This is a genomic window from Nitrosomonas ureae (genome assembly GCF_900108305.1).
Taxonomy (GTDB): Bacteria; Pseudomonadota; Gammaproteobacteria; order Burkholderiales; family Nitrosomonadaceae; genus Nitrosomonas; species Nitrosomonas ureae_B.
Genome location: NZ_FNUX01000027.1, coordinates 34,103 through 42,301, shown reverse-complemented (window position 1 = coordinate 42,301; position 8,199 = coordinate 34,103). Strand labels below are relative to the sequence as shown.

At 47.7% G+C, this 8,199-nt stretch carries 5 protein-coding genes; 4 read left to right on the top strand and 1 reads right to left on the bottom strand.

The window, feature by feature from the left end; translation table 11 throughout:
• Positions 1–127 precede the first annotated feature (127 nt).
• A complete protein-coding gene (locus tag C4S39_RS12705; RefSeq protein ID WP_103967344.1) occupies positions 128–2,518 on the bottom strand; it encodes a penicillin acylase family protein in 2,391 nt (796 codons plus the stop codon).
• Between the two features lie 217 nt (positions 2,519–2,735).
• Between C4S39_RS12705 and flhB the strand changes: the two genes are divergently transcribed.
• Genes flhB through C4S39_RS12685 form a run of 4 tightly spaced genes read left to right on the top strand, consistent with a single transcriptional unit; the run spans position 2,736 to position 8,196 of the window.
• Positions 2,736–3,875 (top strand): flagellar biosynthesis protein FlhB, encoded by a 1,140-nt coding sequence (flhB, locus tag C4S39_RS12700; RefSeq protein ID WP_103967343.1) that lies wholly within the window; start codon positions 2,736–2,738, stop codon positions 3,873–3,875.
• Positions 3,876–3,927: 52 nt separating this feature from the next.
• Positions 3,928–6,009: a flagellar biosynthesis protein FlhA gene (gene flhA / locus C4S39_RS12695; protein ID WP_103967342.1), complete on the top strand. Its 2,082-nt coding sequence runs from the start codon at positions 3,928–3,930 to the stop codon at positions 6,007–6,009.
• Positions 6,006–7,307 (top strand): flagellar biosynthesis protein FlhF, encoded by a 1,302-nt coding sequence (flhF, locus tag C4S39_RS12690; RefSeq protein ID WP_103967341.1) that lies wholly within the window; start codon positions 6,006–6,008, stop codon positions 7,305–7,307. Before flhA ends, flhF begins: the two co-directional genes overlap by 4 nt.
• Complete coding sequence (locus C4S39_RS12685; RefSeq protein ID WP_103967340.1) at positions 7,300–8,196, top strand: MinD/ParA family ATP-binding protein; 897 nt, start codon at positions 7,300–7,302, stop codon at positions 8,194–8,196. The genes flhF and C4S39_RS12685 overlap by 8 nt, the downstream gene beginning before the upstream one ends.
• The last annotated feature ends 3 nt before the right edge of the window (positions 8,197–8,199 follow it).

Genomic DNA, 8,199 nt, shown 5'->3' with positions numbered 1-8,199 from the left:
CAGCGCCATTTTAACATCTTCGGTCGCTATGATCACTAACATACAGTGCATTTATAACTAATATCAAATGCTTAAGGGTTTTTCAGAATCGACTAATTAGCCAAGTAAACTCTTCACTAAAGTTCATTCACTTGGATTGAACTGCAATAAGCTTTAATTGCCTTTCCGCGACGCCTGGAAGAAAAGGCGTGAGATTCCCATTAACCCAGTCGGCATGTCCGCGGCCGTAGTATGGCGAGAGCGGGTGGCCGCTTTGACCTCCCGGCATATCAAAATAGCCATGCTCTTCCTGGCCTGGAGCCACTACGGAGCGTTGCGAGGCGCCGAAGTTGGGGGATTGCACGCGCGGCATGTTGTGGTCACCGGGTAGCGGATCACCCGGCATATCGAGCCATCGTGCAACCCAGAGTGGAAGTTTCTGACTGAGCGGATGCCGGATACGTGCTGCATTGACTTCCCCCCAGCTTCTCTCGGTAATGCCGCCATCCTGTTGCATTTGTTCCGCGCTCTGTTGCGCACAAAGATAGAGCAATTCCTCCCAGTTTTTATACAGCGCCGGCAGCAGGTGTTGAGGTTGCTGTTCGATCAGTTGCCACACGATTACTTCCGTCTGGCTCAGCTGGGGTAGTATAAAAGCTGCATCGTACTGCCGCACTTGAGCGGTAAAGCCGCTCAGTACCATTTTTGTCACTTCATGGCGATATGTGCGCACGATCCGGTAGGCGATCGAGTCCGTGGAAGCCTGTCCATCCCAATCAGCTAATGCACTCTTCATAGCTGAAACCCACGGTAGCTTATCGTCCGCCGATTCCAGTATAGTGCTCAGTAATTGATACCATCGTGTTAACAAGAGCGCGCGCTGATCCAGCTGGATGGCTTGCAGGTCTGCTACGGAAAACCGGTCGCGCGCAAATAAGCTGTCGCGAATTTGCGTAGCTCTTGCACCCAGGTCATAGCCGCCGTTGCCCAGGAGATCCAGCAGGTTGCCTGAAACAGGCCGTGAATTCGCTGACCATAATCGCTGCGTGGCAGGGTTGTTGATGAGCGGATAGCGTTCAGGTTCCAGCCAGCCGCTCCAGCCGGTAGCCGCAGCAGTCCAATCAGCGGGTATGTGAGGATCATAAGCGCCGGACCGGATAGGGATGCGGCCTGCCAGCGTCCAACTGATATTGCCATGACGATCACCGGCGATAAAGTTTTGTACCGGAATGCCAAACAAGGGTGCGATTTCTGCGGCCTGTTGCGCCGATCTGAGCTGCTCCAGGTCGATCAATCTAAGATTAATGGCTTCCGGGCGCAATGCCGTCCAGCTTAACGCCAATGGGGTTTTATCGTAATCTTGCGCCAGAATAGGACCCCATTCAGTTTCTGATATGTGTAGCGTTTCATCGGCGGCATTGCGGATACGGATGGTTTCATGGTGAATTCTGATCGGTTGCCATCCGGTTGAACCAAGATAGCGTGTTTGATCGCCGGCATCAGTTTTTATCCGTACCCAGTCGGAAAAATCACCATGACTATTGGTGAAGCTCCAGGCAATGTGCCGATTTGAGCCGATTACAATTGAAGGTACCCCCGGTAAGCTGATGCCGGTAATGTCGTGGAACTGATCCGTGGATGTTGCATCAGGATAGATAAGACGGGTTCTGAACCAAAGGTTGGGTACGCGCAACGTCAAATGCATGTCATTGGCGACGATGGCAGGGCCGTTGGTTAGGCCGCCGGCAACAGCAAAGCTGTTGCTGCCCGGCGATTGTTCGGTGGGTAGCGTATTATCATTGAATAGTTTTTTATTCAATGTTTGCAGATTGATATGTGCCGCTGACGGGAGTTCCGGTAATGCGATGGGTTCATCAATCAACGGTGCATCCCAATTGCCTGCTGGAGCGTTGAGAAATTGATAAACCGTCTCGGGTAGCGCCGCGCGCAGACTGGATAGTGCCAGCTCACGATAAATATTGGATTCATTCAAAGTAAAAAACATTGCAGCAATCACTAGGATGCTGTCTTCATTGCGCCATTCCACAGGTTGAGTTTGTGTCAGCAGGTATGGAAAAGGACGTACTGTCAACGCCGTAATACCTTGATTTATCCCATCCCGGTAGGCATCGAGTAATTGCAGCTGAGTCTCGGGCAATTGCTGTAAAACTGCGCCAGCGCGGGCACGCATACGAAATGCGCGAGTTTTGCGATCATGCGCGAGCGATGCAGTGCCCAATAATTCGGATAATTCACCTGCAGCCTGCCGGCGCATCAAATCCATTTCAAAGAAGCGTTCCTGTGCATGTACATAGCCCATCGCCAGCGCCAGATCCAATCGATTTTCGCCTTTGAAGGTTACGCTGCCGAGCGCATCCCGGTCGATGAGTACAGGCGCGGATAATCCAAAAAGCGCCGCTTCGCCATCATACTGCGGCAAACTTGCGCGCAGCAGCGAGCCGCTGATAAGAATCAATAAACCTGCGATAAGCAGCCCTGTTGCAAAAATGTATCGGGCAAAACGTAAAGTAAGCTGCATCGGATCATCACAAAAATAAACGGGTGAATCATATCTCAATCCACTTCAGATTTGCCATAGCCGATTGGCTGAAAAATTATCTAACGCATTGGTAACAGGAATGATATATGACGACTATTCATGTTCCGGCAATAAAGGGGATGATTCCTTCTTTATTCCCACTATGGAATTCAGATAATACCCATGATAATTCATCCGTAGAAATTTGGAGCTTGCCATGTCTGAAGAAAGTGACTTAGAACGTACGGAAGAGGCTACGCCCAGGCGCCTGGAGAAGGCGCGGGAAGAGGGTCAGGTGGTGCGTTCTCAGGAACTCACTGCATTTACCTTGTTGATGGCTGCAGCTGTCGGGATATTGATGATGGGTTCGGCTTTGATGGAGAAGCTGGTGAAAATCATGCAATCCGGCATGCAATTGGACCGGGAACTGGCGTTTCAGTCTGAATTGATGATTAATCGCTTTTATGAATTTGCGATTGAAGGCTTGGTCTCGATGGCGCCATTGCTGTTTTTGCTTTTGGTTGTCGCATTTCTTGCTCCAATGCTGTTGAGTGGCTGGCTTGTCAGTGCTAAGGCGATTATTCCCGATTTCAAACGTATTGACCCGATTAAAGGTTTTGGCCGTATTTTCTCTGTGCGTAGTTTGATAGAACTGGTCAAGGCCATTCTTAAAACCATACTCATCGGAGGCGTCGCGGTATTGGTTATCTGGCATAACAAAGACTCCGTGATGGCGTTGTTAACAGTATCCATTGACTTGGGAATTAGCCGCACCGGTGATTTCCTGGCAATGAGTTTTCTACTGATCATTAGCGCAATGATCATAATAGTTGCGGTTGACGTGCCATTCCAAATTTGGGAACACGCGAAGCAATTACGCATGACGAAAGAAGACGTTCGTAAAGAACACAAGGAAAGTGAAGGCGATCCGTACGTCAAGGCCCGCATCCGTAACCTGCAACGGGAGGCTGCACGCCGTCGCATGATGTCTGAAATTCCCAAAGCAGATGTCATCGTCACTAATCCGACACACTATGCCGTGGCGTTGCGCTATCAGAGTAACATGCGTGCCCCCAAGGTTGTTGCAAAAGGAGTGCATTTACTGGCTGCGCGCATTCGGGAGATCGCTACGGAGCATCGCATACCCATTCTTGAAGCGCCACCGCTTGCGCGGGCTTTGTATCACCACACGGAACTGGAAAGTGAGATACCGGAAAAACTGTATACCGCAGTGGCCGAAGTTCTGGCTTATGTTTTTCAGTTGCGGCGATATAACGAATATGGTGGTGCTGAACCGAAGCCACCGGTTGATGTGCCGGTTCCGGAGGAGCTGAATCAGGCAAAGCTTGCGGTTTAGTTGAGTCAGTAGCTTTTTAATTAATTTTTCCTTAAGTTTTTATTTCGACACTATGAATACTGCAGTTACATTGTCATCCTTAGCAGATATCAATAATTTCAGAACCTTGGCGGGTCCTGTTTTGATTATTATGATCCTGGCGATGATGGTGTTGCCATTGCCGCCTTTTATACTGGATTTGCTGTTTACCTTCAATATTGCTATTGCCATTATCGTGCTCATGGTGAGCTTATACACCAGGAATCCGCTCGATTTCGCAGTATTTCCGACAATTCTGCTAATCACAACTTTATTGCGATTATCGTTAAATATCGCTTCAACCCGGGTTGTTTTGCTTGATGGGCATACCGGACCTGATGCTGCCGGTAAAGTGATCGAAGCATTCGGACACTTTCTGGTGGGCGGAAATTATGCGGTGGGTCTGGTGGTATTCATTATTCTGGTAGTGATCAATTTTGTCGTGATTACAAAAGGCGCAGGGCGCATTGCTGAAGTCAGCGCACGTTTTACACTGGACGCTATGCCCGGAAAACAGATGGCTATCGATGCCGATTTGAATGCTGGATTAATCGGAGAGGAAGACGCACGTAAACGTAGACAAGTCATCTCTCAGGAAGCCGATTTTTATGGATCCATGGATGGTGCCAGCAAGTTTGTGCGCGGCGATGCAATTGCCGGCATATTGATCATGCTGATAACTATTGTCGGCGGATTGACGGTCGGTGTAATGCAGCACGATATGGAATTAGGCTCAGCAGCGAAGAACTATACTTTGCTAACGATTGGTGATGGTTTAGTTGGACAAATCCCAGCGTTGATTATTTCAACTGCTGCGGGTTTGGTGGTAAGTCGTGTGACGACTGATCAAGATCTGGGTGAGCAAGTTTTAAGTCAGTTATTCAATCAACCGCAAGTATTAGTCATTACTGCCGGAATTTTAGCCGTGATGGGGCTCATTCCAGGTATGCCAAATTTTGTATTCCTCTTTATCGCTTCTGTCCTGGGTGCAATAGCTTATTGGAAGAGAAAAAGTCCAATCATGCAACCTGTTGAATCCATTGTTCCGGAAATACCAACGATTGAGAAGACGGATGCCAGTTGGAATGATGTAACTCCAATCGATACATTGGGGTTAGAAGTCGGCTATCGTTTGATTCCCTTGGTCGATAAAGCGCAGCAAGGAGATCTGCTCAAAAGAATTAATGGCATACGCAGGAAATTTGCTCAGGAAATCGGTTTTTTGCCACCGGTGATACATATCAGGGATAACCTGGAGTTACGACCTAACGCCTATCGTATTACGTTAAAAGGTTCCGTCATTGGTCAGGGGGAGTCCTACTCCGGCATGTATCTGGCGATAAATCCAGGACAGGTCACGATGCAGTTACCGGGTGCGGCAACCAGTGACCCGGCATTCGGATTGCCGGCGGTGTGGATCGAAGCCGCCCTGCGCGAACAGGCGCAATTGCATGGCTACACCGTGGTTGATGCCAGTACTGTGGTAACGACGCATATCAATCACTTGATCCATTCGCACGCTGCTGAATTATTAGGCAGACAGGAATTGCAAAAACTACTGGATCATCTTAATACACAATTTCCCAAGCTTATTGAAGATCTGGTTCCAAAATTATTACCGCTTTCAACAGTGCAGAAAGTTTTGCATAACTTGCTGCAGGAGAGTGTACATATCCGGGACATGCGTACCATTATCGATGTTTTGACTGAGCATGCAGTTCAAACACAGGATGCTATCGAGTTGACTGCAATTGTCAGAATAGCCTTGGGGCGCGCCATTCTCGATCAATACTACCCTGCAGGTTCAGAAGTGCAGGTGATGAGCTTGCATCACGAATTGGAAAATATTCTTAGTCAAGTGATGCAGACTGGCGGAGGACAAAGCGCCGGGATTGAGCCCGGGCTAGCCGATACATTGTTAAAAGAAGCCCACAGTGCAGCACAGCAGCAAGAGAAGCTCGGATTGCCGATTGTATTGCTTGTTCCGGGAGCTATTCGTTTCTTACTGGCTAGATTTTTGCGCCGGGCACTGCCTCAATTAAGAGTATTGGCTCACTCCGAAATTCCCGATTCGAGAAGAATCAAGATCACTTCCGTCATTGGAGGTAACAAATGAAAGTGAAGCGTTATATTGCATCCACATCCCGAGAGGCGATGCGTCAGGTTAAAGAAGAGCTTGGCGACAATGCCGTCATATTGTCCAACAGAAAAACCAGAGATGGTGTGGAAATCATGGCATTGGCCGACTCTGAAATGTCTAATCTAGTGCCAGCACAGCCCTTGCCTGCATCGCCGTCAGCGAGCGCTGCTTACTATGAACAAAATAAAAAACTGAGTAAAGAAATCGCTTCATCTGAATCATATTCGGAACTGCTTTCGTTAGCGCATGATCAGGAAGGCATCCGAAAAAACGCAAATGATGGGATGACAGCTTCATTTGCGCGCGACATTATTGCTGAAATTCAAGCCATGAAAAATGCGCTGGAGGATCAACTGAACGCCGTTGCATGGGGAAATTTTATCCAACGTAAACCGGAAAAATTGAAACTGCTTCGCACTTTGCTGGATTCAGGTTTTAGTCCGCTATTATCACGCCGGTTAGTGGAGAAATTACCCTCCGAGCTTGATTACGAGTTGAGCCTGAAACAGGCAATGTCTGCATTAGCCTTTAATCTGCATACTGTTGCCAGCGACGAAATAATTGAAAAGGGCGGCATTTATGCATTGATCGGTCCCACAGGTGTTGGTAAGACGACGACGACTGCAAAATTGGCGGCTCGTTGCGTAATGCGGCATGGCGCGGATAGGGTGGCATTACTCACTACTGATAGCTACCGCATCGGTGGTCATGAACAGTTGAGAATCTATGGACGATTACTAGGTATTCCTGTACGTACGATTAAAGATACTGAAGATTTGCAATTGACGCTATCGGAGCTTAGAAACAAGCATATGGTGTTGATTGATACTGTTGGGATGAGTCAGCGTGATCAAATGCTTGCCGAGCAGATTACGATGTTGAGTAATTGTGGTCCCGATGTCAAACGCCTGTTGATATTAAGTGCAGCATCCAATGGGAAAACACTGGATGAGGTGATTTCTGCCTATCATAAAAATGGTATTTACGGTTGTGTCATCACAAAAGTCGATGAAGCTGCCAGCCTGGGTGTGGCACTGGATGCCGTTATTCGCAGGAAGTTGGTACTGCATTATGTCGCCAACGGACAGAAAGTTCCGGAAGATATTCACGCAGCTAATCCGCGTTATTTATTGCATCGTATTTTTAAATCTACCCCTGGTGACTCGGCTTTTACTCTGCAAGATGCCGAATTTGCTTTGGTAATGGCGACAAAGAATAGTTCTGAAATAGCGCAATCCGGGAAAAAATCATCGGCAGGATTGTTCTATGACTAAATTGATGCTGCACGATCAGGCGATGGGCCTACGCAAACTATCATCATTTCAGGCACCTGATTCGGCGCGTGTTTTCACTATTGCGGGAGGAAAATCTCGGATTGGGAAAACCAGTATTGTTGTGAATCTGGCTGTTGCTTTGGCTCGGAGAGGGCAGCGCGTATTGCTGATTGATGAGAATCCTTGTCATAACAACATTTGTACTAGTCTCGGATTGCAGGCACGCTTTGACTTACTCCATGTGATTTATAAGGATAAAAAGTTAAATCAGGTGCTTTTGCGGGGTCCTGAAAATATCGCCATATTATCCGCTATGCGTGGTATTCATGCATTAAACAAGTTGAACCCGCTCGAACAAGATTGGCTCGTTAGAAGTTTCTCAGAGCTAACTCATTCCGTCGATATCGTTTTGATAGATACGGCTATTGCAGGCACAACACACGTATTGCCGCTAAGTTTGGCTTCAGAGCAAGTGATGATGGTGATCTCGGGATCAGCCGCATCCCTTACGGGTGCGTATGTACTGATTAAGATCATGAGCCAGGAGTATACGAGAAGGCATTTTCTCATATTGGTGAATAAAGCGGAATCGGAAGCCGAATCGTTTGCAATTTACCAAAATTTTTACAAAGTGGCCCGTCAATATCTATCGGTAACGCTTGAATATGCTGGCTATATTCCAAATGACGAGAGATTACGTAGTGCAACACAATTATGCAAGCCTGTGCTGGAAGCATACCCGTCTTCACAGGCTGCAATTTGTTTTGGGCAAGTGGTGCAGAATATTTTACGCTCCTCTTGCCCGGACAAGTATCACGGGGGGATTGATAATTTCATACAACGATTGATTCAAACAAGTCATCTGAGTATGGCCAATTTTATGGTGTGATTA